Raw genomic sequence first — 23,479 nt, forward strand, 5'->3', positions numbered from 1 at the left:
GATAACTTAGTGACCTTCGGGGGCTAGAGCAGCGCATTCGGCAGATGCTTTACTAATCTGTGACCCGAAAGCGTTAAACCACTTTGAAAAGTTTGATCGACGTAGCCGTCATCGGAATAATTGTTCCCGCCGGTAAGCGTCGTGAATCAGGCTGAGGCGTTTCGTCTGCACTATCCCATAGCAGTTCGAAATTATCTACCGAGGGTGTCTGAGGTAAGAGGATTCCGGTTTCGATTTCGCTGCCGTGAACAACAAGCAGCATCGCGTTCAGGCTGCCAGATTCGTCGACATGTAGCGAAAATCGCTGCAGAGTTCTTGATTCGCCATCATGCCAGTCGTGTTCGCTCATGATTTCACCAGCGGCGTTGTACCACTTGACCAAATCATGCTCTGCTGTAGCGGCGTGGAAGTCACCGAAACTGGATGGTCGAAGCACCGGATTCTCTCGTCGCAGTTTTGTCAGGTAAGCAAAGGTTTCTTGAAAATCAATTTGGTGCTGATTTAGCTCCCAGTTCACCCAGCTGATCAGGTTGTCTTGGCAGTAGGCATTATTGTTGCCATTTTGAGTTTTGAGTCGTTCATCGCCAGCGGTAACCATCGGAATTCCGGCTGAAAATAGCAGTGTGCCAAGCAGATTTCGTGCAGCTTTTCGACGCACCGCCTTGGTTTCGGCAGTGGCATCAGCACCCTCGTGGCCGTGGTTGAAGCTATGGTTTCCGTTCGAGCCATCGCGGTTGCTTTCACCGTTTGCCTGGTTGTGCTTGACGTCATAACTAACCAAGTCGTTTAGGCAAAAACCGTCATGCGCGGTAATGAAGTTGACGCTGCCCAATGGTCCGCTTGGGCCATCCACGATGTCTCTCGAGCCTGCGAGTCGGGTGGCTAAATCGGCAACTGAGTTCCAATGTTTACCGCTGTTGCGCGCCGCCGCGATATCAACCAGCCAAAAACGGCGAACGCTGTCTCGGTAGCGGTCATTCCACTCACTGAATCGGTCGGGGAAATTTCCGGTCTGCCAACCGCCGAGGCCAACATCCCAGGGTTCAGCAATCATTTTTGAATTGCTCAGTACCGGATCGGAAACTATTGACTGCAGCAGCGGATGGTTTGGGTCGTAGTGGTTGTCAACATTTCTGGCCAGGGTAGTGGCTAGATCGAATCTAAAGCCATCAATCTGGAACTCTTCGCTCCAGTAACGAAGGCTGTCAAGCACCAGCTGCACAACTTGCGGATTCCCGAAATTGAGTGAGTTTCCACACCCGGTTGTGTCGTGATAATTTCCGCTGTCGTCTTGTCGGTAGTAACTCGAGTTGTCGAGCCCTCGGTATGAATGGGTTAGGCCTCCGGCGCCACCTTCGGCAGTGTGGTTGTAGACAACATCGAGGATTACCTCAATGCCGTTTCGGTGCAGTTCGCGAATAGCAGTTTTCAACTCAGCTATTACTGCTGCCGGGCCGGCGGCAAGGGCCTTCGAGGTGGCATAGCGAGGATGCGGGCTAAAAAAGTTGATGGTGTTGTAGCCCCAGTAGTTGATTAGTCCCATGTTCATCAATCGCGGTTCACTGATAAACATCTGAATTGGCAACAGCTCTACTGCCGTGATACCAATTTTCTTCAAGTGTTCAATAGTGCTGGGATGACCCAAAGCGGCATAAGTGCCCCTCAACTCATCGGGCAAATCTTTGTTGGCTCGGGTCAAACCGCGGGCATGAGCCTCGTAAACAATGGTTTCGCTAAGCGGGCTATTTGGCTTGCCTACGCCTTGCCAATCAAAATCGTCGGTAACAACAACGCAGTGGTATTCGCGGGCCGATTCTCGAACTACACCTTTGGCATATGGGTCAATCAGTAGAAGTTTCTGATTGAAGCGATCTCTCGGTCCTCTAGGGCCCTCGGCACTGAGTGCATATTTCGCACCCGGCTTGAGTAAGTCTGACCAACCGGTCCAGATGTTGTTTTCGCCGCGCTGCAAAGGCACGCGGTTGATCACCTTTTTGGGGTCGGCTGTATCAAGCAAACAAAGCCAAATTTCACTTGCCGTAGCCGAAAAAACCCGGATGGTGCCCCCGTTTTCGTCTAGGACCACACCTAGTGGGTCAGTATCACGGGAATCTAGCGGGTTCATAATGCCTTAGGTTGAAACGAGCACAGTGTTGAAATGATACCCGCGCTGGCATACAAAACAGTCATTTGGAAGACATAGAACTAGGCTAGTTAAGTGCGCGTATATCTAGATCATGCAGCGACCACACCGCTTCGGCCGGAGGCCAAGCAGGTCTACCTAGACCACCTTGAACTGGTTGGAAACCCTTCTGCAGTGCACGGCTTTGGTCAGGGCGCTCGCCGTTTGGTCGAAGATGCGCGCGAAAAGTTAGCCCAGGCTGTGGGTGCCCACCGCAGCGAAATTATTTTTACCTCGGGCGGCACCGAGGGTGATAACTTGGCCATTAAAGGCCTTTATTGGGCGCGTCGAGACCAAGATTCGGCCCGAACTGTAATCATTTCCGCAGCAACCGAGCATCACGCCGTCATCGATTCGGTTGAGTGGCTTGAAAAAGCTCAAGGTGCCGAGATCGTTTGGCTGCCGGTGGATCGCAATGGGGTCTTTGATCTGAACTGGCTGCGCGATTATTTGGTTGAAAATCATCACCGGGTGGCGCTAATCACTCTGATGTGGGCAAACAACGAAAGTGGCGTCGTAAATGACATTCCAGCTTTCGCAAGTCTTGCAGCCGAGTTTGAAATTCCGATGCATTCTGATGCGGTTGCCGCATTCGGTCACATACCAATCGACTTTGCCCCGAGTAATCTTTCGGCACTCACTTTCACGGCTCATAAAGTTGGTGGGCCGGTTGGAATAGGTGCGCTGGTGGTGCGTCGCGGCACAAAAATTACTGCGGTAAACCATGGCGGGGGCCACGAATTCGGTTATCGCTCTGGAACCTTAGATGCGGTCGGTGCTGCTGCTTTTGCAAAGGCTGCAGAAATTTCGATTGCTACGTTGGATGCAAAAGCTCAGCGGCTTAGTGTGTTGCGAGATCGCATCGTGGCTACCGTGGCGCAGTTGGCTCCAGAAGCAGAACTCAGTCGCGGCGATGCGCCCGGTTTGCCAGATAACGCACATTTTGTATTCCCTGGTTGCAGCGGTGACTCGCTGCTATTTTTGCTAGACCGGGCTGGCATCTCGGTTTCAAACGGTTCTGCCTGTCAGGCCGGCGTTGCGCAGGGGTCACACGTTCTGATTGGCATGGGTTACAGCAACATCGATGCAGCCAGTGCGGTGCGAATTACGCTCGGCTACAGCACTACCGAGGCTGAAATCGATGCACTGCTAGAGGCGCTGCCGGCCGCCTATTCCGGTGCCAAAAAAGCGGGCCTCACTGTCTAATAAAAACGTAAACTTGTCTTCATGAAAGTTCTAGCTGCGATGTCTGGCGGAGTCGACTCTGCTGTAGCCGCAGCCCGTGCAGTTGAAGCCGGCCACGAGGTGGTAGGTGTTCATCTAGCCCTATCGCGAATGCCCGGAACTTTACGCACCGGGTCGCGCGGCTGCTGCACCATTGAAGACTCGATGGATGCGCAACGTGCAGCCAATGTGCTCGGCATTCCCTACTACGTCTGGGATTTCTCCGAGCGATTCAAAATGGATGTTGTTGACGACTTTATTGCCGAGTATCAGGCTGGACGCACGCCTAATCCGTGTATGCGTTGCAATGAAAGAATCAAGTTTGCGGCGCTGCTTGAAAAAGCACTCGCTCTAGGTTTTGATGCCGTCTGCACCGGGCACTATGCCAGTTTGCTCACCGACGAGAATGGCAATCTCGAGCTTCACCGCAGTAACGCCATGGCTAAAGATCAGTCTTATGTTCTTGGTGTGCTCACTGCTGAGCAACTCGCACACTCGATGTTTCCGCTGGGCCACACCTCATCGAAAGATGAAATTCGAGCCGAGGCAGCGCGTCGCGGTCTGGCAGTTGCTCAAAAGCCAGACAGTTACGACATTTGCTTTATCCCCGATGGTGACACCCAGGGCTGGCTTGCCGACAAAGTTGGCTCGGCCACCGGCGACATCCTCGATAGAAATGGCCAACTGCTTGGCAAACACGAGGGTGCTCACGGTTTCACGGTGGGGCAACGAAAAGGTCTAAACATCGGCCGACCAGCACCAGATGGGCGCCCCCGCTACGTTCTCGAAATTAGACCGAAAACCAACCAGGTGATTGTTGGTCCGCAAGAGGCTTTGGCAATCAGCGAGTTGGCTGGCTCAAAATACACCTGGTGTGGTCAGCCGCCGGTAGATGCTTTCAGCTGGTTTGACTGCGAAGTTCAGGTTCGAGCACACGGTGAAACTGTTCCGGCTTCAGCTGCCGTAGTCGACGATGAACTAGTGGTCCGACTGAATGAGCCACTGATCGGCGTGGCACCTGGCCAGACCGCCGTCGTCTACGTAGGCACCAGAGTTTTAGGTCAAACCACTATCGACCGCACGGTCAGCGCTGTTCCGGTTGGGGCCGAAGGCTAGTGCCAACTGGGCAAGACGGGCAGATTCAGCACCGAATCGAGCAACTCGTTGATGAGATAAATCGCCATCGCCGGGCCTATTACGAGCAAGACACGTTGCTTATCAGTGATTCTGAGTACGACGCGCTAATGCGCGAACTGGAAGAACTTGAGCGCCTGCACCCAGAATTCATCACCGGTGACAGCCCAACTCAGTCGGTTGGCGGTAACGCGACTGCAGCCTTTTCGCCCAGTCCGCATCGTGATCGCATGTGGTCGCTCGACAACGTTTTCGACTTCGATGAACTGCAAGCATGGTTTGGTCGAGTTGGTGATGGCCCTTACCTGTGTGAGTTGAAGATTGACGGGCTTGCGATAAATTTGCGCTACGAACGTGGGCGACTAGTTTCGGCTGCAACCCGCGGCGACGGGGTAGTTGGCGAAGATGTCACCGCAAATGTGATGACAATAAAGTCGATTCCTCATCGCCTCAGCGGTGAAAATCATCCCGAGGTTTTAGAAGTGCGCGGCGAAATTTTCTATGCGCTGGCCGACTTTGACAAACTCAACGAATATTTGGTGGCCGAGGGCAAATCGCCGTTTGCCAACCCAAGAAATTCTGCCAGCGGTTCACTTCGCCAAAAAGACCCAGCAGTGACCGCGGGCCGACCTTTGCAGATGCTGGTGCACGGTATCGGTTCAGCCGCCTCTTTGTCGGTATCCAGCCAAAGCCAGGTCTACCAATTGCTAGCCGAGTGGGGGTTGCCAACTTCACCGCGCTATCAGGTTCTAGAGACCGCGGATGAGGTCAAGAAATACATACGCCAATTTGATGAAACCCGACACCAACTCGAGCATGAAATCGACGGAATCGTAATCAAAATTGACCAACTTGAAAAGCAGGGTGCCCTCGGTTTTACATCTAGAGCTCCGCGCTGGGCAATTGCTTACAAGTACCCTCCCGAACAGGTAACCACCAAGCTTGTTGATATCAGGGTATCGGTGGGCCGAACCGGAAGGGCGACTCCTTACGCGGTAGTTGAGCCGGTAAAGGTTGCCGGATCCGTGGTCGAATTTGCTACCTTGCACAACCAAGATGTGGTTCGTGCTAAGGGTGTTTTGATCGGCGACACCATTGTGTTGCGCAAGGCGGGCGACGTAATTCCCGAAATTTTAGCCCCGGTAGTTGACCTTCGAGATGGAACCGAGCGCACCTTTACTATGCCGACCAATTGCCCTGACTGTGGGTCAGAATTGGCTCCGGCTAGCGAGGGGGATGTCGACCTCCGTTGCCCAAATGCTCGTTCTTGCCCCGCGCAGTTGCGCGAGCGAATTGCCTACATCGGTTCGCGTGGTGTGCTCGACATTGAAGCATTGGGGTATGTCGCTGCGTGCGCTCTAACACAGCCAATCTCGCCAGCGGTCGCACCCATCAAATCTGAAGCTGACCTGTTTAAACTTCGGCTCGATGATTTGCTGCCAATTGTCTCCGCGGTATTAGATGCCGATACCGGTATGCCAAAACTTGACCAGAACGGCAAGCCAAAGACCGTCGAGTTTTTCAAAAAGAAGGATGGCTCTCCAGCCGAGGTTGCACTAAAACTGTTGCGCAACCTAGAAGAAGTGAAAACTAGACCCCTTTGGCGAATTTTGACTGCTCTTTCAATTCGGCATGTTGGTCCGGTGGCCGCTCGATCACTGGCTGATCACTTCGGTTCGTTAGACGCAATTTTCTCCGCCTCCGTCGAAGAGCTATCCAAGGTTGATGGGGTGGGCCAAACCCTGGCACAGTCAATCATTGAATGGTATTCGGCCGACTGGCACCGAGAAATCATTGAAAGTTGGCGCCAAGCCGGTGTGCAGCTAGCTACCGAAGGGCATCCCGGACCTGGTCAAAATCAGGTAGCTGGAGGCATTTTCAGCGGTTTGTCGATTGTGGCAACTGGCAGCCTCAAGAATTTCACCCGCGAATCGGTTGAAGAGGCCATTATTTGGGCCGGTGGTAAAGCAGCATCCTCTGTGTCTAAAAAAACCGCGTTTGTGGTGGCCGGGGAAAATGCCGGCTCTAAATTGGCCAAAGCCGAAGAATTAGGCATCGAAATTATCGATGAAGAAGAATTTATCCGTCGATTGAGCAGGTAGCTTTTTGCGCCGTCATAGAAAATACGGCTTGTCAGCAACAGACGATTTCAAATGATCCGATTTGCGCCTCAAACTATTCGGAATTGCGCTTCAAACTACTCGGATTCGGTTTTTTCTGCGGCAATAGTCTCGTCGGCCGCCACCATAGATTCGGTAGTCATCAAATTGCGCAAGGTGCCCAAGAAGTCTTCGATTTCCTGGCGCTCCGAACGCATGCGGTTGAGGCGCTCTTCGGCATCGCGCAGGGCGTTGTTGGCGTAACCATCGGCTTTGCGGCTAAGAATGTCGGCTCGACGTCGTGCCTGGTTAATTAGGTTGACCGCGGTGCGGTTGGCATCGTCCAGAATTTGATCGGCATTTTCTTGAGAATCACGAGAAATGCGCTCGGCCTCGGCGGTTAAGGCGGCAGCTCGAGCAGAAGCCTCGACCATGTTGGCGCTGGCCTCTTCGGTGATTTGCTGGGCCTGGGCAACCGCATTTTGGTAGAGGCGAAGTGCCTCTTGTTCGGCTTCGTCGCGCTTAGCTTTGGTTTCGGCCTCTAGTTCGACGCGGGCCTGCGCGGTCTTCTGAGTTAGTTCGGCAGCAAGTGCTCGAGCTTCTTCGGTTTCACGGTGTACCTGGGCCCGAAGTTCAGCAGCGTAGCGCTCGCCTTCAGACCTGATAGCTGCTGCTTCGCGCTGGGCGGTGCTGATTTTCTCGGCAGCCTCAGCCTCACGGTTTTTAGCGTTGTTCAGCATTTCAGCAATTAGGCGCTCGGCCTCAATTTTGGCTTCGTTGAGTTTGCCCTCTGCCTCGGCAACCAGTTTGTCGGCTTTTTGCTGAGCCTTGCGAGTTAACTGCTCTGATTCGGCTTTGGCAGTCTCGCGGATTCTGATGGCATCTTGGCCCGCATCAGAAACTAGTTTTTTAGCCTGTTCTTCAGCCAAACGCAAGGTTTGTTCGAACTGGGCACCTAACTCGGCATAGCCTGCATTGCCAGCTTTGCGAACCTTGGCTCGAAGTTCGGTTACTTCGCTTTTCAGAATTTCAACCTCGTTGGCCGCGGTGAAATTGTATTCGCGAACGTGTTCTAGTTCGGCGCGCAATTCTGCAAGTGAGCGATCGACTTCGTCTTTGTCGTAACCGCGGAACGCAATTGTGAACTGTTCGTTTTCCACAGGCAACCTTTGAATTGAGGGGATTATCTCTGTTGCTTAGTTTATCCGCATAAAAATGCCAAAAACAGCCCAAATTCAATAGTTCGGGCATTCTGTTCGCATCTGCGATCAAAGCCCACTGCGGTAGGCTAAAGGTAAATTTTCTAACCTCAGTGAGTAGATTAATGTCTGAAATTACACCCGAATTAGTGCGACACTTAGCCGCCTTGGCTCGAATTGATGTGTCTGAAACCGAAGTCAATCTTTTCACCGAGCAACTCGGCCTAATCGTCGATTCGGTAGCTACCGTGAAAGCGGCAGTTGCCGGCGACATTCCAGCCACCAGCCACCCAATCCCAATGTCAAACGTCTTTCGCGAAGACGTGGTCGAACCGTCACTCAGCCAAGAGCAAGCTCTGTCGGGTGCTCCTGACAAGGCCGACGGTCGGTTCCGTGTGCACGCAATTTTGGATGAGGACTAAGTCATGACCGAGCTAATTAGAAAAAATGCCAGCGACTTGGTCGCGATGCTGCATGCCGGCGAGATCTCATCGGTTGAACTGACCCGCGCGCACCTAGACCGCACGGCCGCTGTCGATGGGGCAGTGCACTCTTACCTTCACGTGGGCCCTGAGGCAGCAATCGCCGCTGCCGCCGAAATCGATCGCCGACGGGCTGCTGGTGAAAGCTTGCACCCGATGGCAGGTTTGCCTATCGCCGTTAAAGACAACTTGACCACTACCGATGCGCCAACAACATCCGGTTCAAAAATTCTCGAGGGCTGGGTGCCTCAATACGACGCGACTGTGGTAACTAAATTGCGCGAAGCCGGGCTACCAATTTTGGGTAAAACCAACCTCGATGAGTTTGCTATGGGTTCGTCTACCGAATTTTCCGCATACGGACCTAGCCGCAACCCATGGGATCTAGACCGCATCCCAGGTGGATCTGGCGGTGGCTCATCATCGGTGGTTGCATCATTTCAGGCGCCACTGGCGATTGGCTCAGACACTGGAGGCTCAATCCGCTTCCCGGCTTCGGTTACCGGCACGGTGGGCACCAAGCCAACCTACGGAGCCGTTTCTCGTTACGGCCTAATCGCACTGGCCAGCTCTCTTGACCAGATCGGCCCGGTTTCGAGAAATGTTCTAGACGCTGCGATGCTTCAAGACCTAATTGCTGGCCACGACCCTCACGACAGCACTTCGCTTCCAGAATCACTCGGATCAATGACCGAGGCTGCCAAGAAGCTTGACGTCAAGGGCATGCGAATTGGTGTAATCAAGCAGTTGACCGGTGCCGGTTTTCAGCCTGGTGTTACCGAGGCTTTCAACCACTCTCTCGAACTTCTGCAGCAGGCCGGCGCCGAAATTGTTGAGGTTTCTTGCCCCAGCTTCGAATACGCAATTGCTGCCTACTATTTGATTTTGCCGGCTGAGGCTTCGTCAAACTTGGCCAAGTTCGATTCGGTTCGGTTTGGCCTTCGAGTAACCCCCGAAGGAAACCCGACAATCGAGCGAGTCATGGCAGCAACCCGTGAGGCGGGCTTTGGCCCCGAAGTGAAGCGTCGCATCATTCTCGGTACCTATGCGCTTTCCAGTGGATATTATGACGCCTACTACGGCAGCGCGCAGAAAGTTAGAACCCTGATCCAGCGTGATTTTGATGCCGCTTTTGCTCAAGCCGATGTTTTGGTTTCGCCAACTGCTCCAACCACAGCGTTTAAGTTGGGCGAGAAACTAGAAGACCCGCTGGCTATGTACCTAAACGACATCGCTACCATCCCAGCCAACTTGGCCGGCATCCCGGGTATGTCGATTCCGAACGGAATTGCTTCGGATACACAACTGCCGACGGGAATTCAGCTTTTGGCTCCGGCCCGTGCCGATGCTCGCCTCTACCACGTAGGTGCCGCGCTCGAGAAGATGCACGAAGAAGTCTGGGGCAAGCGAATGATTGATTTTGCTCCCGAATTAGAGGTGAACAACTAATGGCCAAAGATCAATTGATGAATTACGAACAGGCTTTAGCCCAGTTCGAGGTGGTTATCGGTCTCGAGGTTCACGTTGAGCTAAACACCAAGACCAAGATGTTCTGTGGTTGCCGCAACGAATTCGGTAACGAGCCAAACACCAACGTCTGCCCAATTTGCATCGGTTTGCCAGGATCACTTCCCGTGGTGAACAAGCGCGCTGTCGAGTCGGCGATTGCACTTGGCTTGGCATTGGGCTGTGAAATTGCCCCAACTGGTCGATTTGCACGCAAAAACTATTTCTATCCAGACTTGGCCAAGAATTTTCAAACCTCGCAGTACGACGAACCAATCGCTTTCGAGGGTGCCCTGCAGGTTGAGGTGCCATCCGGAAAAGTCTTCGATGTCCTAATCGAGCGCGCCCACATGGAAGAAGATGCCGGCAAGTTGACCCACGTCGGTGGCGATACCGGTCGAATCCAGGGTGCCGAGTATTCGCTGGTTGATTACAACCGCGCCGGTGTGCCACTGATTGAAATCGTGACCAAACCAATTTTTGGTGCCGGTGCTGAGGCGCCTGAATTGGCAGCCGCCTATGTGCGATTGATTCGTGATTTCGTTCGTGCCCTAGACATTTCTGATGCCCGCATGGAACGAGGAAATGTTCGATGCGACGCGAACGTTTCGCTGCGTCCAATTGGCGCAGAAAAGTTGGGTACTCGAACCGAGACCAAGAATGTCAACTCGCTGCGTTCGATTGAACGAGCAGTGCGCTACGAGATCCAGCGCCAGGCAGCCATTTTGGCTGCCGGTGGAAGCATCACTCAAGAAACCAGACACTGGCACGAAGATAAGGGCTCGACCAGTGCTGGCCGACCTAAGAGTGACGCCGACGACTACCGCTATTTCCCAGAGCCAGATTTGGTTCCAGTGCAGCCGAGCAAAGAGTGGATCGAAGAGATTCGTTCTTCTCTGCCAGAGAACCCAGCACAGCGTCGCAAGCGCCTACAAACCGAATGGGGTTTTGCCGACCTCGAATTCCGTGATGTGATCAACGCTGATTTGCTTGACCAAATCGAACAGACCGTGGCAGCCGGAGCCAAGCCGCAGTCAGCTCGTAAATGGTGGAGTGGTGAATTGGCTCGACTAGCCAACGCCGAGGGCAAAGATGTGTCTGACCTGGCGATTACCCCAGAGCAGGTAGCCCAGCTTGCCGAACTGGTCGAGAGCGGAAAGATCAACGACCGTTTGGCCCGTGAGGTTGTTGGCTATGTTCTAGCCGGCGAGGGTGACCCTGCCGCGGTTGTGGCAGCTCGAGGTCTAGAGGTCGTATCAGACGATGGCGCATTGATTGCCGCCATCGATGAAGCGCTTGCTTCTCAGCCTGATGTGCTTGATGCCATCCGTGAAGGTCGCATGCAGGCCGCCGGAGCAGTTATCGGTTCGGTCATGAAGGCGATGAAGGGCTCAGCCGACGCCGGTAGAGTACGCGAATTGCTGATTGAGAAAGCAAACCAGGCTTAGACCCTAATTTGGTCTAGAAACTAAAAAACCCGAGTCGTTGACTCGGGTTTTTTATTGGGGTGAGTAACGGGACTTGAACCCGCGGCCCCCTGGACCACAACCAGGTGCTCTACCAGCTGAGCTATACCCACCATGTTTCTGCGTTTAGGCAGACAACCGTTAGATTCTAGCAGGTGTAGTTAGTTGCTTTTTTGAACTTTTTCGGCGGCCAACTTTGCCTCTTCGCTGCTCGGTCCCGGTGCGGCTACCAAAACTGTCTCGCGATAGTAGCGAAGCTCGACAATTGACTCTCTGATGTCGGCTAGGGCGCGGTGCCCGCCATCTTTTTTAGGCATTTGAAAGTAAACACGCGGGTACCAGCGTCGAGACAATTCTTTGATGGACGAAACATCCACGTTTCGATAGTGCAGATGCTGATCAACTTTGGGCATGTACCGATTTATAAACATGCGATCGGTACCAATGCTGTTTCCGGCCAGCGGCGCCTCTTTAGCGTTTGGCACGAAACGCTTAATGTATTCAAGGATTACGTCCTCAGCCTCAGCCAGATCAAGGCCGGTTGAAAGCTCGGGCAAAAGTCCAGAAGATGCGTGCATTTCGCGGACAAAATCGCTCATTGACTCTAAAGATTCAGGTCGTGGTCTGATCACCACGGTCAAACCTTCGTCGACAATTTCCAACTCTGATGTGGTGATAACCACAGCAACCTCAACCAGAGAATCTTTCTCGGGGTTGAGCCCAGTCATCTCGCAATCGATCCAGACTAGGTGATCAGAATTGGGCAACATACTCTTTAGCTTTCAGGGGCCACCTTTTTTGCAGCCGCCTCGGCAAGTCTAGCGGCGCGACGTGACTTACGTTCGGCCCGGCGTTCTTTGCGACCCTCAACCAGCCAGTAAAGCACCGGAACGATAACCAAAGTCAGCACCGTGGAGGAGAAGAGCCCGCCGATGACAACAATGGCTAGAGGCTGTGAAATGAATCCGCCGCCGCCGGTTACACCTAGCGCCATTGGGGTCAGTGCAAAAATTGTAGCCAGTGCTGTCATGAGAATTGGTCGAAGTCGCTGGCGAGCACCATCCATGATCGCCTGCTGTGTTGGCATCCCATCTTTTCGGTACTGGTTAATCAAATCGATCAAAACGATTGCGTTCGTTACAACGATTCCAACTAGTAGCAACATACCGATAAGAGCTGGAACACCCAGCGCGGTGTCAGTAATAAGCAATAGACCAAGCGCGCCGGTTGCGGCAAACGGGATAGAGATCAGCAGAATCAGCGGCTGAATAATGCTGGAGAACGTGGCCACCATAACCACGAATACAATCGCTACCGCAGCCAAAAGTGCAGTTCCCAACTGACCAAACGATTCGGCCTGCGATGCACTGACGCCACCAATTTCAGCTTTGGTTCCGGCTGGCAAATCAACCGAATCGAGTCTTTCGGTTACCTCTGCGGTAATGGCTCCGAGGTTATCTCCATCCGGCGTCAGCGAAACGGTTGCGGTGCGCTCACCCTTTTCGGTGGTGATTGACACGGGCACGCTCGAGAGTCGCACCGAGGCAATTTCACTTAGTTTCACGATCCCGGTAGCTGATGGAATCTCGATGTTCTTCACCTCGGTGATGGTTTCTGGAACATCTTCGCGGACGACGTAGATATCGGTAGCGACGCCGTCGACGTTTAGCGAGCCGATGCTTGATGGTCGCATGATTCCTGAGACGATTCCACCTACCGCGATTTCGGTCAAGCCTTTGTTAGCGGCCTTTTCGCGGTCGACGGTTACCTGCAGAGTGCGCTGACGTTCAGCCAATGAATTCTCTATCGCCGAGACGTTGGGGGTGCCAGCCATTGCTTTTTCAACATCGGCAATTGCAGCCTCAAGTTTCGATTCGTCGGCGGCAGTAATTTTGATGTCGATGGTGCTCGAGCCGCCAAAGCCGCCACCGCCACCGCTGCTAAATTCGACGGTACCTAGGCTGCTGTCAGCCTGGAACAAGCTTTCGAGTTCGGCCTGGAATGCAGTCTGATCGGTACCCTCGATTGTCGTCACCTGCAGTGAGGTGCCGCCGGTTTGAGCACCAAAAGCAACGCGGCCATCTGCGGCAGAACCAATCGTGGTTTGGACAACCTCAACCTCTTCGCGGTCCAAGATGAGTTTTTCAAGTTTGGCTGCGGCCTCGTCTTTTTGAGCCAAAGTGGCGCCGGGGGCAAGGGTCTGGTTGATGACAAACGAGTTTGAGCCGCTGCTGCCAATGAAGTCGGTCTTTAACTGTGGAACCAGACCAAAGGTGAAGACCAGAACCAAGAACGATGCGACCAAGGTAACTACCGGACGCCGTTGGGTCCAAGAGAGTACTGGAAGGTAGCCTCGTTGCAACCAGCTCTTGCGCTCCTTTTCTTCTTCTAGTTCGCGCACCTTGGCGATAACTTCATCCTGGTTTTCACCGGTCTGAATTTTTGGCGACTTCAAGAACCAGTAGGCCAGCACCGGCACGATAGTAAGTGAGACTGCCAGCGAAGCTACCAGGGCGATTGCAAATGTGAATGAGAAAGGACGGAACAGTTCACCGACCAGGCCTTCAACCAGCGCGATAGGCAGGAAGACTGCAACCGTGGTGATGGTTGCGGCGGTAATGGCTCCGGCAACCTCACGGACCGCGGTAAGAATCGCCTGCTTCTTCTCTTCGCCGTAAGAAAGATGGCGGTTGATGTTTTCGATAACCACAATCGAGTCATCAACCACTCGACCAATTGCAATCGTTAGCGCGCTCAGGGTAAAGAGGTTCAGTGAGTAATCAAAGCCGGATAGACCAATAAAAGTGATCAGCACCGAGGTTGGAATCGAGATGGCGGTTACCAAGGTTGATCGCACCGAAAGCAAGAACAGCAAGATAATCAAGATTGCAAAACCCAGACCGAGCAGACCCTCAGTGGTTAGGTTTTCCAGCGATTTTTCAACGAATGGCGCCTGGTCGAAAACCGTAACGATAGTCACATCGCCAAGTTGTTGCTCCAACTCGGCCAATTTTTCTTCAACTGCGTGCGACACGGAAACAGTGTTTGCATCCTGGTTTTTGGTGATCGAAATAGTCAAGGCAGCTTTGCCGTTGATACGCGAGATGTTGCTTACTGGCGCGTTCTCGTAACTGACCGTAGCGACATCGGCAACGCTGAGCACAACAGTTCTTGTGGTTACAGTTGGTGTAGCCGATAGTGCGCTAGCTGTTGGAAGCGTTGCCCCAGGGAAGGCACCAGTTGGAATACCGCTAGATGGAATACCGCTGAGTGAACCGCCGCTAGCTGCCGAGGGGGTGCTGATGACCGTTTTACTACCAATCAGTGGCAGATTCTTGAAGTCTTCAATTGAGTTAATGGCAGTACCGACCTGGACTGCGATAGAGCCTTCACTATCATCGATCGTTCCGGCGGGAACAATAAAACCATTAGCTTGCAGGGCAGAAACAATTGACTGTTGCGATAGTCCATTTGCGGCAAGCACCGACTGTTTTAACTCGAGGTTAATGCGTTTCTCTTGAACGCCGCTGAAGGTCACATCTCGCACCCCAGGGATTTCGGCCAGCAGCGGAGCTGCGATGTCTTCAAGTTTTTTGCCCAAGGCTTCGTTATTGCCATCGTTGGCAGAAATACCGAGCGCGATGATCGGAACCGAGTCAAATGACCCCGAAATAACTCGAGCCGATGCGCCCTCTGGCAGTGTGGCTTCGACCGCAGCAACTGCAGCGTTTAGTCGTGCACTGACATCCGCGGTTTTAGTACCGTAATCAAATTCAACGCGGATGATAGACAGGCTGCTCTGCGAAGTAGAGGTTGACCCAATCAGGCCTTCCTGCTGACGAATTGCGTTTTCGAGGGGTTGGCTGATTTGCTGATCGATAATCTCGGGCGATGCGCCCGGCAAGCTGGTGACTACAGCAGCCTGTGGGGTTTCGAAACTTGGAATTAGCTCCTGTTTCAAACCCGACAGTGAAATCAATCCAAATGCCGCGATGATTGCGGTCGCCAAGGCTACGACTGATCGATTCGCCAAACTTAGTTTTGCAAAAATGTGCACAAAAACCCCTAAGGAAAATAGAGTTGGGGCCGTCGAAACGCGACAACCTGGACCAACTCCTCTTTCAGCCTAACCAGAATCGTACGAAGACAATTCCGCACTGTGTGGCTAGCCCAAGGTTTTCTGGTTTTAGCGTTGATTGTTTTGGCCAAATTTGGCGAGCACTGAATCTTCGAGCAGTGAAACCAAGTTGTAAATCAATACAGAAACTATTGTGATGACGGCCACATAGGCCCAAACCTCGCTGGTTTTGGCACGACCGATTGCAGATACGATCGCATAGCCGATGCCTTGGCCGGTAGCCAGCCATTCAACCAAAAGCGCACCCGTGATAGCTCCCGGAACCGAGATTTTCAAAGCAGCGAAAAATGAAGGGAGCGAGGTCGGGAATGCCACCGTGCGCAGCGCATCCAGTTTGTTGCCGCCGTAGACGTGAACCAGATCGTTCATGGCTGCAGAAACCGAGCGCAAACCAAAGACGATATTTACCAGAGCGGGAAACAACACCACGATTGCACCCATGACCGAAACTGCTGCAAATTCGCGACCAAAAATCAAAATGATGATTGGCGCCATGGCAATCAGCGGGACCGAGCGAAGCAACATCGCCAATGGCATCAAAGCTTGCTCGATCGACTTTGATAACGCAAAAACCGTTGCGATTAGCGTGGCAAAAAACATTCCGGCGATAAAACCGATGGTTGAATCGACCATGGTTTGACCTAGGGCGTTCAGCACCAGCGCTTGATTCTCGGCAGCCATCGGCACGGTGAATAAAAAGTTGAAAACATCGACCGGGTTTTTCCCGATAAACGGCGTGACACTAAAAATTTGCAGGAGGGCGAACCAAAGGATGAAAATGGTGACCAGCGCGATTGCTGTGTTAGCCAACGATTTCGAGATGCGTGCACCTAGAGAATTCATCAGTTACCCCTTGCCCACGGAGTAACCAGTTTTGCCAATGAACCAAAGGCGGCATAGGCAAGCCCCGCGATTGCTCCTGATGCTAGGGCCAAAGCCCAAACTCGAGCTACCTCGAGGCTTTGCTGAGCATTGACCATAGCTGGCCCAAAGCCCACATCCGGACCGCCGACATATTCGCCCAAGATTGCACCGAGAAACGCGGCCGGGGCTGCAATTCTGAGCGCGGCAAGAATTGAGGGGAGTGCCGAAAGCAGTTGCACCTTGATCAGACGATGCCAAGCTTTTCCGCCAAACACCGAGACCACATCGAGCGCTGCCTTGTCTGCTGATTTCGCCCCGGTCAGAGCACCAACCATGGTCGTGAAAAATACGCTTAGTGCGGCCAAAGCGATGGCTGCGCCAGCTGGCTCGCCACTATCTGGAGCGCCGATTACCAGACGAATGATTGGGCCGATAGCAACAATCGGCACGCAATAGGTAATCACAGCCAGTTGAGTGGCAAGATTTTCAATTTTCGGAATCATGAAGGCTAGGGCGGCTAATGCCAGTGCGGTCAAGTTGCCCCATAAAAAGCCAATGCTGGCCTCAGCGACCGTAACCGAAGCGTTTTTCCAGAAAAATTCGAAACCATCGGTGCCAAATTGTTGCAACACCTCAATGGGGGTAGGGACGGGAGAGTAGCTGATTTTTTCACTCGAGCCAGTTACCGTAATCGCGGCCAGCCACCATAGGCCGATGATGCCAAGAGTGCCGACACCGCCCGAGAGCCAGCTACGCAGCTTAGTCATCGAGCGCATTCTCGCCGTGGGCGCCGAAAAGAATCTCTGACGCTTGATCGTGCAGCGCGTGGAACTCAGGGCTGCGCATCATTTCGATGGTGCGTGGGCGAGGTAGGTCAATCTTGATGATTTCTTTGATGCGCCCAGGTCGCGCGGACATCACAGCTACATAATCGGATAGAAAAATGGCTTCGGCTATGCCGTGAGTCACCATCAAAGTGGTCGCCGGCTTTTCTGTCCAGATGCGCTGTAATTCGAGGTTGAGCCTCTGTCGCGTCATGTCATCGAGGGCGCCAAATGGCTCATCAAGCAGCAAAACTGAAGGCTGCATCACCAGGGCGCGTGCAATAGACACTCGTTGTTTCATGCCACCAGAAAGTTGCGCTGGCTTGGCATTCTCAAAGCCGGTGAGGCCGACCAGTTTTATAAGTTCGGCAATCTGATTTTCGTCAGGCTTGACACCGGCCAGTTCAAGCGGAAGTTTGATGTTCGCCAAAACGCTGCGCCAGGGCATAAGTGCCGAGTCTTGAAAGGCGATTCCAAGCTCGTGATTCTTGCGCAATTCGGCTGGTGATTTGCCATCAACTGTGACATAGCCCGAAGTTGGTGTGTCGAGGCCGGCCAGAATGCGAAGAATTGTAGATTTTCCGCAACCGGATGGGCCGAGCAGCGAGATGAAGCTGCCTCGGTCGCTGTGCAGAGTGGCATCTTCTAGAGCCGTTAGGGTGTTGCGGCCAATCTTGAAAGTTTTGGTTAGCCCGGAAATGGTAATGCCGCTGCCCAATTCAGGTGACTGGGCAGCGGCATCAAGCAAAGACATGACCCTAGATTACTCCAAGAGCTCTGGGTGCTCTGCGTAAACTTCAGCAAGCAAGCTCATGTCGAAAAGCTGATCTGCTGAGATTTCGTAACCGGCAGCCATCAAGGTTGCCAAGTTCTGTGAAATCATGGCGTCGCTGATGGTGAACAAACCGTTTGCGCGAGTCTCATCGGTCTGAACCAACAGTTCGTTCTGAGTCTTTGACTGGTACTTCTCTTTGTCAGCAATCAATCCAAGGTCAGCTCCGTAAACCTCAAGGGCCAGACGTGCCGCCTCATCCGGGTCAGCAATTGCATCTTTCCAACCGCGAATAGTTGCGTAAAGGAATGCTTTCAATTTCTCGCGGTGGTTGTCGATTGAATCTTGAGTTACCACAAAGCTTTCAGTTACGAACGGTAATCCGTTGTCTGCGAAAAGCAAGTTGGTTACTGGGTAACCCTGCTGCTCAACAATGAATGACTCGTTGGTTACGTAAGCAAGGAAGCCATCAACTTCGCCGTTAACCAGTGGTGCTGGATCGTACTGAACCGGAACTTTGGTTACTTTAGAGGCATCGATTCCGTTTGCCTTAAGCAAGGCGTCAAAAAGAGTTTCGTTTGGTCCAGCCTGGACACCAATCTTCTTTCCAATTAGGTCTTGGACTGTAACGATGTTCGCGCCACCTTTTAGCGAAACGATGGTGAATGGGTTCTTCTGGTAAGTGGTGCCGATAATTTTTAGCGGCGCCCCTTCGCTCAAGATAATTGGCGCAACCGAGATTGGGTTTGCGATGCCAACTAGAGCGTTTCCGGCTAGAACCTCAGCTTCAGTAGCGGCCGGGCCGGCAACTAGGTTAACCGAACTAAAACCTGCATCGGTGTAGTAGCCGTTCTGATCGGCGAAAAATTCACCGGCGAACTCAGAGTTCTTGATCCACGAAAGTTGAACGGTCAAATCGCCGAATGATTCTTCGGTCTCGGCTGGAGTTGACGGCGCAGCACAGCCGGCCAATGCCAAAACAGCGGCGGTTGACGCAGCAACCAGGGCTAATCGAAGTTTTTTGAACATGGATGCCTTTCGGGATTCTTTTAACGTTCTAGCCAAATACGGTTGGCAGCTCGAGGGTTTTCAAGGAATTTGTGAATTTGAACCATTCTGGCAGAAAAACATCCCCGCCTAAGGCTAATAAACTAAGTGGGTCGCAATGCCCTCGTAGCTCAGTGGATAGAGCAAGAGCCTTCTAATCTCTTGGTCGCAGGTTCGATTCCTGCCGGGGGCGCCCTTTCGAGGCTGATGTACTCCTTGATGTTTGGGCCTGTCGGGCAAGACTTATTCCCGGTAGTGCAGTTTTAGACGCAGCCAGTGCCAGAAGAGCGCAATTGTGAAAGTGGCTAAATCGCAACAGCATGTGGCGATGCGTAGACAATTTGATTTTGCCGGCTCAAAATTGAAAGAGCGAAAACTGTACGTCGCGCGTACATCCAAGTAAATCGGGAAAAATCTGAGCCAAATGTTTCGGACGTGTCATCAAAACGTGGGCGAATTCATCTTGCGTTTTGTTAGTTCTTTAGCCCACCTGGTTGACTGTCAAAATTGTCGCCGGAATACTTGGGATGGTTCCCGGAACTTTGCTGTCACCTGAGAACAGCTCAACCTCTGCCCCTGCCGGCGCATCCGAAGCCATCTTCAATGTGTAGTACTGATCTGTGCTGGTTACTTCAACAAAGAAGTTCCAAGCTGCCACTCGCCTTTCAGCTTGAGGATCTTTTCCCACAAAGACGTCAGTTGAGGTCCAGGGCAAGTCTTGTTCTCCGTTTGCGTTGCCTGTGGCTAGCCAAATCGCAACCGCGACGTTGGCAATTTTCGAATTGTTAAATATCTGTGAAGAGAACGCGATGTTGTATGTGCCTGGTTTGGAGAAACGAATTTTAGATTTATCCGACGAATCGATATACACGCCCGATGACTTTTCGGTGACGCCGAGCATTACCCGGGTAGGTGCTGCCGCGTTATTTGAAATTTGAACGGATGACTCGTCATGGAAGTATCCGTAATCACCGAAGCCCCCGGGGAGACCCTGAGCTCCCGTAGCTCCTGCTGGGCCGGTCGATCCTGCAGGTCCTGTTGGTCCCGCTGAGCCTACCGCACCAGTTTCACCTTTTGCGCCAGTGGCGCCGGTTGCCCCGGTAGCACCAGTTTTGCCTGTGAGTCCGCATGGTCCCACGGGGCCCTGTTCGCCGGTTTCGCCCTGAGGTCCGGTTTGACCAGTTGCACCAGTGTTGCCGACTGGGCCTTGGGTGCCTGGAGGGCAGAGTAGACCGCTGCTGAGATTATTGGTTTGAACTATCGAAAAAGTAGCCAAAACTGTTGCCACCGCTGCGGCAGCAATGCTGAAAAAATTTTGCTTTAGAAACGAGAACACCTGCCCCCCCCGACGTCTCTTAGTTGCTCTGGCTGTTATTCGGCTAGCGGGCTATCGTCGATAATCTCGTGATGCACCGGCTCAGAGACTAGTGAAGCGTCTAAAAAGTTGCGTTCTTCATAACTCAATACAAATTCCAAGCCCTTGAGCGAATTGTCGATTGATTCTTTTCTGGTCACACCCGGCATAATCACTAGGTTTGGTGTAAGACCGCGAAGCCAACCACTGGTGACTTCAAAGCGGCTCACTCCTCGCTGGGTCGCCAACTTGCCCAGCGCCTCATATGAGGGTGTGCCGGCTTCGGTCTGTCGAGCTCCTTTCATCGGTGACCAGGGCAAGAAAGCCAGACCCAACTCTTCGCAGACATCAAGCACATCTAGGTCATGTATGTAGGCGGGGTTGAGCTGGTTCTGCACCGAAACTAGACCACCATCTTCAGGGCCCCCGAGCAGGTCGAAGGCCGCGCGAACTTGATTGGCGTTGTAATTGCTAACCCCGATGTTCTTTGCTAACCCCGAATTTTTGACAGCCAGTAACCCCTGCAGCGCCTGACTAAAAGTGCGGGTCGGATCTAGTCGATGATGTTGCCAAACCGGGATTACATCGAGGTTTAGGTTTTTAGCCGACTGCTCTGCAACGCTCACCAAATAAGCAGGGCTAGCATTGCGACCCCAAACTTCACCTTCGCTGCGAGTGATTCCACCTTTGGTTGCAATCACGAGTTGCCTTTTCTGCTCGAGTGTGCCGGCCCAACCCGCAACTGCTTCAGCCAATAGTTTTTCGTTGTGCCCCATTGCATCCCAACTGGGCGCATAAATATCTGCCGTATCAAAAAAGGTGATGCCCTGATCAAGTGCGTATTGAAGAACCTCAATAAATTTTGCTTTGGCGTGATCATCAATCAAAACGGCTGAACCTGGCCATGATGCGTTCATAAAGCCAAAACCGATGTGTTTTTTGAGATTGAGCAGTGGATTCATTCTTGGCTCTTTGAGATTCTGGAGGCGTTTTAGCCGAGCAGTGACTTCATGTTCTTGTAAATGAGGTTGGCGGCAAAATCCTGGTTCATCCTGGTTAGGTTGCCCATGGTCTTGGCATCGCTACCGATGTAGATTCGGTTAGTTTTTGCCTCAATTGCATCAACCATCATCTTGCCTGCTGTAGACGCAGCGGTTACCCGTGCAGCCGCTTTCTTTTGTTCTTCGGTCATTTCGGTATTACCGAAATTGACACCCGAGTTAGCTGAAATGTTGGTGCCAATTGCACCCGGCCAAACGAGGGTGAGCGAAACATTGGTCTCTTTCAGTTCTGAACGCAAACCTTCGGTCAACATATTGATTGCTGCTTTGCTGGCGCCGTAGAGGGTTTGACCTGGAACAGGAGCATAAGAACCCATTGAAGAAACATTCAGGATGTGTGCTTCTGGGCGGGTTAGCAGTCCTGGCAAGAATGCCTTGATTAGGTTTAGCGGACCGAAGAAATTGACGCTCATCACACGATCAATCGCATTGAAGTCGAGTTCATTGATTTTGACAAACGGCTGGATGATTCCGGCAACGTTGATTAGTGCGTCTGGTTCGCCAGCGAGTTTCTTTACCTCATTAGGTAGGGCGAGCACTCGTTCACGATCGGTGATGTTTAGTTCGATCTCGAAAAATCTATCGGTGGCGGATCCGGCGAGTTTTTTCGTCTCCGCGAGCCATTCAGGTTTCAGGTCTAGGCCTACAACTGTTGCGCCTCGACGCAGTAACTCGAGAGCAACCTCACGGCCCATTCCGTTCCCAGCACCGGTTACTACTAGAACTTTTCCTTGAACTTTCACAGTGTCTCCTTTGATTTGAGGTAGCCCTCAAGAAAAGGATACGCCGTTTAAAAATCTTTATTAAGTGAGTTCAAATTTAGGGCCTTGAATTTGGCCCTGGCGACGGTAAAGATCAAGTTTTTCGCGAGTATCTTGGATGTCCAAGTTGCGCATGGTTAGCTGACCGATTCGATCTGCGGGACCAAAGGCTGCGTCTTCAGTGCGCTCCATCGAAAGTTTCTCAGGGTGGTAGCTGAAGCCCTCGCCCTGGGTGTCAACAATTGTGTAGTCGTCGCCACGACGAAGACGAATAGTCACGGTGCCGGTGACTGCCGATGCAATCCAGTTCATGATGGCTTCTCGCTGCATCAAAGTTTGCGGGTCTAGCCAGCGACCTTCATAAAGCAGTCGACCCATAGCGCGACCCTGGTTGTGATAGTTGGCAATGGTGCCCTCGTTGTGAATCGCTGTTAGCAAACGCTCGTAGGCGATGAAAAGCAATGCCATGCCAGGGGCCTCGTAAATGCCTCGGCTCTTTGCTTCGATGATGCGGTTTTCAATCTGATCAGACATGCCCAGACCGTGACGGCCACCTACCTCATTGGCCTTCATGAATAGCGCAACTGCGTCGCCGGAGAATTCTTCTCCGTTGATTGCTGTAGGTCGACCTTGGCGGAAAGTTACGTGCACATCTTCGGTTTCGATTTCAACCGAAGGATCCCAAAACTTCACACCCATAATTGGCTCGACGATTTCCATCGAGGTGTTCAAAAACTCGAGACTCTTTGCCTCGTGGGTGGCACCTAGCATGTTGGCGTCGGTCGAGTAGGCCTTTTCTACCGAGGAGCGATATGGCAGATTGCGTTCGAGCAGCCACTCAGACATTTCGTGGCGGCCACCAAGTTCGTTAACGAAGTCAGCGTCTAACCAAGGCTTGTATACCCTTAGGTTAGGGTTTGCTAGCAGACCGTAACGGTAAAAGCGTTCAATGTCGTTGCCTTTATAGGTTGAGCCATCGCCCCAAATTTCAACTCCGTCATCGCGCATCGCACGAACTAGAAGAGTTCCGGTTACAACGCGACCGAGGGGAGTGGTGTTGAAGTAAGTTTTGCCGCCGGTGCGCAGGTGAAATGCGCCACAGGCAATTGCGGCAAGCGCTTCTTCGACCAGTGAATGACGGCAATCAACCAATCGACCTGCCTCGGCGCCGTAGAGTTTGGCGCGATCAGGAATTGAGTCGATGTCATCCTCGTCGTATTGACCTAGGTCAGCGGTGTAGGCAAATGGGATGGCACCTTTTTCGCGCATCCAGGCCACTGCCACAGATGTATCAAGGCCGCCAGAAAATGCGATACCGACTTTTTCACCAACAGGAAGAGAAGCTAGAACTTTAGACACGCCACTA

At 52.6% G+C, this 23,479-nt stretch carries 18 protein-coding genes and 2 tRNA genes; 7 read left to right on the forward strand and 13 right to left on the reverse strand.

The genetic code is table 11. The features are described 5' to 3' along the window. Positions 1-73: 73 nt before the first annotated feature. A complete protein-coding gene (gene glgX, locus A4Z71_RS02485) occupies positions 74-2,125 on the reverse strand; it encodes a glycogen debranching protein GlgX (protein WP_070954387.1) in 2,052 nt (683 codons plus the stop codon). Positions 2,126-2,218: 93 nt separating this feature from the next. Between glgX and A4Z71_RS02490 the strand changes: the two genes are divergently transcribed. From A4Z71_RS02490 to ligA, 3 genes are read left to right on the forward strand one after another with little or no spacing between them, the layout of a single operon-like run. Further along, positions 2,219-3,388 (forward strand): cysteine desulfurase family protein, encoded by a 1,170-nt coding sequence (locus tag A4Z71_RS02490; RefSeq protein ID WP_070954388.1) that lies wholly within the window; start codon positions 2,219-2,221, stop codon positions 3,386-3,388. Between the two features lie 21 nt (positions 3,389-3,409). Next, the gene (mnmA, locus tag A4Z71_RS02495) at positions 3,410-4,522 is read left to right on the forward strand and encodes a tRNA 2-thiouridine(34) synthase MnmA (protein ID WP_084028389.1); all 1,113 of its coding nucleotides are present in this window, start codon (positions 3,410-3,412) and stop codon (positions 4,520-4,522) included. Then, complete coding sequence (ligA, locus tag A4Z71_RS02500; RefSeq protein WP_070954389.1) at positions 4,522-6,642, forward strand: NAD-dependent DNA ligase LigA; 2,121 nt, start codon at positions 4,522-4,524, stop codon at positions 6,640-6,642. The genes mnmA and ligA overlap by 1 nt, the downstream gene beginning before the upstream one ends. A gap of 95 nt (positions 6,643-6,737) precedes the next feature. On the opposite strand, the gene A4Z71_RS02505 is transcribed toward ligA, so the two are convergent. Further along, positions 6,738-7,799 carry a DivIVA domain-containing protein gene (locus A4Z71_RS02505; RefSeq protein WP_070954390.1) on the reverse strand — a complete coding sequence of 354 codons (1,062 nt, stop codon included), beginning with the start codon at positions 7,797-7,799 and terminating at the stop codon, positions 6,738-6,740. Between the two features lie 164 nt (positions 7,800-7,963). On the opposite strand from A4Z71_RS02505, the gene gatC reads away from it, so the two are divergent. From gatC to gatB, 3 genes are read left to right on the forward strand one after another with little or no spacing between them, the layout of a single operon-like run. After that, entirely contained in the window at positions 7,964-8,260 is a 297-nt protein-coding gene (gene gatC / locus A4Z71_RS02510) for an Asp-tRNA(Asn)/Glu-tRNA(Gln) amidotransferase subunit GatC (protein ID WP_070954391.1), read from the forward strand. 3 nt (positions 8,261-8,263) lie between these two features. Then, positions 8,264-9,769, forward strand: a complete 1,506-nt coding sequence (gatA, locus tag A4Z71_RS02515) for an Asp-tRNA(Asn)/Glu-tRNA(Gln) amidotransferase subunit GatA (RefSeq protein ID WP_070954392.1) — start codon at positions 8,264-8,266, stop codon at positions 9,767-9,769. Next, positions 9,769-11,274 (forward strand): Asp-tRNA(Asn)/Glu-tRNA(Gln) amidotransferase subunit GatB, encoded by a 1,506-nt coding sequence (gatB, locus tag A4Z71_RS02520; RefSeq protein WP_070954393.1) that lies wholly within the window; start codon positions 9,769-9,771, stop codon positions 11,272-11,274. The genes gatA and gatB overlap by 1 nt, the downstream gene beginning before the upstream one ends. A 55-nt stretch (positions 11,275-11,329) precedes the next feature. Here the strand turns inward: gatB and A4Z71_RS02525 are convergent. The 7 genes from A4Z71_RS02525 to A4Z71_RS02555 all read right to left on the reverse strand — a co-directional run bounded on the left by A4Z71_RS02525 (position 11,330) and on the right by A4Z71_RS02555 (position 18,919). After that, positions 11,330-11,405: transfer RNA gene (locus A4Z71_RS02525), tRNA-His, on the reverse strand. Positions 11,406-11,453: 48 nt separating this feature from the next. After that, positions 11,454-12,062, reverse strand: coding sequence for an oligoribonuclease (gene orn / locus A4Z71_RS02530; protein ID WP_070954394.1), 609 nt, complete (start codon positions 12,060-12,062; stop codon positions 11,454-11,456). Between the two features lie 5 nt (positions 12,063-12,067). Then, on the reverse strand, positions 12,068-15,349 hold the full coding sequence (locus A4Z71_RS02535; protein ID WP_070954395.1) for an efflux RND transporter permease subunit: 3,282 nt from the start codon (positions 15,347-15,349) through the stop codon (positions 12,068-12,070). Positions 15,350-15,478: 129 nt separating this feature from the next. After that, a complete protein-coding gene (locus A4Z71_RS02540) occupies positions 15,479-16,273 on the reverse strand; it encodes an ABC transporter permease (RefSeq protein ID WP_070954396.1) in 795 nt (264 codons plus the stop codon). Then, on the reverse strand, positions 16,273-17,061 hold the full coding sequence (locus A4Z71_RS02545; protein WP_070954397.1) for an ABC transporter permease: 789 nt from the start codon (positions 17,059-17,061) through the stop codon (positions 16,273-16,275). Before A4Z71_RS02545 ends, A4Z71_RS02540 begins: the two co-directional genes overlap by 1 nt. Continuing rightward, positions 17,054-17,872 carry an ABC transporter ATP-binding protein gene (locus A4Z71_RS02550; protein ID WP_070954398.1) on the reverse strand — a complete coding sequence of 273 codons (819 nt, stop codon included), beginning with the start codon at positions 17,870-17,872 and terminating at the stop codon, positions 17,054-17,056. Before A4Z71_RS02550 ends, A4Z71_RS02545 begins: the two co-directional genes overlap by 8 nt. Positions 17,873-17,881: 9 nt before the next feature. After that, positions 17,882-18,919, reverse strand: coding sequence for an ABC transporter substrate-binding protein (locus tag A4Z71_RS02555; protein WP_070954399.1), 1,038 nt, complete (start codon positions 18,917-18,919; stop codon positions 17,882-17,884). A gap of 138 nt (positions 18,920-19,057) precedes the next feature. Here A4Z71_RS02555 and A4Z71_RS02560 point away from each other — a divergent pair. Next, positions 19,058-19,130 (forward strand) — tRNA-Arg (locus A4Z71_RS02560). A gap of 288 nt (positions 19,131-19,418) precedes the next feature. Here A4Z71_RS02560 and A4Z71_RS07165 read toward each other — a convergent pair. From A4Z71_RS07165 to argG, 4 genes are read right to left on the reverse strand one after another with little or no spacing between them, the layout of a single operon-like run. Next, the gene (locus tag A4Z71_RS07165) at positions 19,419-20,273 is read right to left on the reverse strand and encodes a collagen-like protein (RefSeq protein ID WP_070954400.1); all 855 of its coding nucleotides are present in this window, start codon (positions 20,271-20,273) and stop codon (positions 19,419-19,421) included. A 35-nt stretch (positions 20,274-20,308) separates the two neighbouring features. Then, positions 20,309-21,253 (reverse strand): aldo/keto reductase, encoded by a 945-nt coding sequence (locus tag A4Z71_RS02570; protein ID WP_070954401.1) that lies wholly within the window; start codon positions 21,251-21,253, stop codon positions 20,309-20,311. A 29-nt stretch (positions 21,254-21,282) separates the two neighbouring features. Then, positions 21,283-22,095, reverse strand: coding sequence for an SDR family NAD(P)-dependent oxidoreductase (locus A4Z71_RS02575; protein ID WP_070954402.1), 813 nt, complete (start codon positions 22,093-22,095; stop codon positions 21,283-21,285). A gap of 60 nt (positions 22,096-22,155) precedes the next feature. After that, entirely contained in the window at positions 22,156-23,472 is a 1,317-nt protein-coding gene (gene argG, locus A4Z71_RS02580) for an argininosuccinate synthase (RefSeq protein ID WP_070954403.1), read from the reverse strand. Positions 23,473-23,479: the final 7 nt, after the last annotated feature.

This window comes from Candidatus Rhodoluna planktonica (genome assembly GCF_001854225.1).
Lineage (GTDB): Bacteria > Actinomycetota > Actinomycetes > Actinomycetales > Microbacteriaceae > Rhodoluna > Rhodoluna planktonica.

Excerpts from the sequence above, each read along its gene's own strand:
- glgX (WP_070954387.1), bottom strand. The coding sequence starts at position 2,125 with ATGAACCCGCTAGATTCCCGTGATACTGACCCACTAGGTGTGGTCCTA.
- mnmA (WP_084028389.1), top strand. The coding sequence starts at position 3,410 with ATGAAAGTTCTAGCTGCGATGTCTGGCGGAGTCGACTCTGCTGTAGCC.
- gatC (WP_070954391.1), top strand. The coding sequence starts at position 7,964 with ATGTCTGAAATTACACCCGAATTAGTGCGACACTTAGCCGCCTTGGCT.
- gatA (WP_070954392.1), top strand. The coding sequence starts at position 8,264 with ATGACCGAGCTAATTAGAAAAAATGCCAGCGACTTGGTCGCGATGCTG.
- gatB (WP_070954393.1), top strand. The coding sequence starts at position 9,769 with ATGGCCAAAGATCAATTGATGAATTACGAACAGGCTTTAGCCCAGTTC.
- orn (WP_070954394.1), bottom strand. The coding sequence starts at position 12,062 with ATGTTGCCCAATTCTGATCACCTAGTCTGGATCGATTGCGAGATGACT.
- A4Z71_RS02540 (WP_070954396.1), bottom strand. The coding sequence starts at position 16,273 with ATGAATTCTCTAGGTGCACGCATCTCGAAATCGTTGGCTAACACAGCA.
- A4Z71_RS02545 (WP_070954397.1), bottom strand. The coding sequence starts at position 17,061 with ATGACTAAGCTGCGTAGCTGGCTCTCGGGCGGTGTCGGCACTCTTGGC.
- A4Z71_RS02550 (WP_070954398.1), bottom strand. The coding sequence starts at position 17,872 with ATGTCTTTGCTTGATGCCGCTGCCCAGTCACCTGAATTGGGCAGCGGC.
- A4Z71_RS02555 (WP_070954399.1), bottom strand. The coding sequence starts at position 18,919 with ATGTTCAAAAAACTTCGATTAGCCCTGGTTGCTGCGTCAACCGCCGCT.
- A4Z71_RS02570 (WP_070954401.1), bottom strand. The coding sequence starts at position 21,253 with ATGAATCCACTGCTCAATCTCAAAAAACACATCGGTTTTGGCTTTATG.